Genomic DNA, 1,869 nt, shown 5'->3' with positions numbered 1-1,869 from the left:
AGATTAGCCAAGTTGTGAGTGATAGCCTTGTGAAGCAAGATAAAGAGAGTAAGGTTATCAAGATAGGTTCTGAGAAAGAAGGTACAGAAATCACCGTTGCGAATAGTACTGGAGTGGCACGTCGTATCTCAGGTGTGAAGGCAGCGACAAAAGGTGATGAAGCGGTTAACAAAGAGCAGCTTGATCAAAGTTTAGAGCAGCTTTCGAACAGTCTTCAGTCTGAGGATTCTTCAGTTGTTCTTTACGATAAGAAGGAGAATGGTGAGACTGATTATACCAGTGTGACTTTTGGAAAAGGAGATAAAACAGCTCCCGTTGCGCTTCATAATGTTGCGGATGGTAACATTGCTGATGGCTCACATGATGCGGTGAATGGTCATCAGATCAATACCATCTCTCAGGATGTAGCAAAATTCTTAGGTGGAGCTGCAGTCTTTAAAGAAGGAATTTTTACAGGTCCAACCTATGAATTATCAGCTGTTTCTGTAGATGGTATGGTTACAAAGAAGAGCTATGATAATGTTGGTTCAGCCTTTGCAGGTCTTGATACGAATATCCAGAATGTGAATACTAATCTCACGAATAAATATAATGAACTTACTGAAAACATCACGAATATTACGCAAGAAGTTAAAGGGGATGCTTTGTTGTGGAACAAGGATGAAGAGGCGTTTGTAGCTCAGCATGGCGAGAAGAAAAGCAATAGCAAGATTACCCATCTTTCGGATGGCAATATTGCTTCTGACTCAACGGATGCCGTGAATGGTTCACAGATTTACTCGATGAATAATACGCTAGCGAATTATTTTGGTGGAGGCGCTAGTTATGAGAATGGCACTTGGACAGCACCAAGCTTCAAGATAGTGAGCTTCAAAGAGGATGGAAGTTCTGAGGAGACGATCTATAATGATGTAGCAGCAGCTTTTGCAGGTGTGAATAATTCTTTCACGAAGCTTCATCAGGAGCTTTCAGACAACGTTGAACAGAATGCGTTGTTGTGGAGTGATGCAGATGAAGCGTTTGTAGCGGTTCATGGCAAAGGAGAGGGTAAGCGTAATAGTAAGCTTAGCCATCTTGTTGACGGTGATATCTCATCGGGTTCGACAGAAGCGATCACGGGTAACCAGTTGTATCAATTAAATCAGACGTTAGCGCTGTATTTAGGAGGTGGAGCCAGCTATGCGAATGGTCAATGGACAGCGCCCCATTTCCAAATAACGCAGTTCAAGAGCGATGGCAGTTCTGCTGGCGAGAAGAGCTATGAGAATGTTGGCAGTGCGTTTGAAGGTGTTAATGGTAGTTTGTCTAGTATCAATGATCGTATAACGAATGTAGAGCAGAATGTATCAACGAACGGATTAAATTGGAATGAAGAATTAGGCGGTTATGACGCTAACCATAATGGAAAGCCAAGTAAGATTACGCATGTAGCGGATGGTTCGGTATCAGAGGGCTCGAAGGAAGCTGTTAATGGAGGACAACTTTGGGATACGAATAAGAAAGTAGAGGCAGTTGAAAAGCGTGTAGATGGTATAGATCAACAACTGCAAGCTATTGAAGATACGGTAACGAATGATGCGGTTAAGTATGATAAGGGAGAAGATGGCAAGAAGACGAATAAAGTTACGTTAGTTGGTGGGAATGAAAGTGATCCGGTATTGATAGACAATGTAGGTGATGGTCGTATTGAAAGTGGATCGAAAGAAGGGGTTAATGGAGGACAATTGCATGATTACACGGATCAACAGATGAAGTTAGTTCTTGATGATGCGAAGAAATATACGGATGATCGTGTGACTGATTTAGTAAACAATGGGGTTAATGAATCCAAAGCCTACACGGATATGAAGTTTGAGACGTTAAATTATG

The 1,869-nt window shown here is 41.9% G+C and carries 1 pseudogene; it reads left to right on the top strand.

What is annotated here, in order from left to right:
• Nucleotides 1-29: 29 nt before the first annotated feature.
• Nucleotides 30-1,869, top strand: a pseudogene (locus tag PVV64_RS10305) (adhesin); the annotation flags it as partial.

Origin of the sequence: Bartonella sp. ML70XJBT.G (genome assembly GCF_028618575.1) — a bacterium.
In the GTDB taxonomy this organism is placed as follows: domain Bacteria; phylum Pseudomonadota; class Alphaproteobacteria; order Rhizobiales; family Rhizobiaceae; genus Bartonella.
This window is presented reverse-complemented; position numbering and strand designations above follow the sequence as displayed.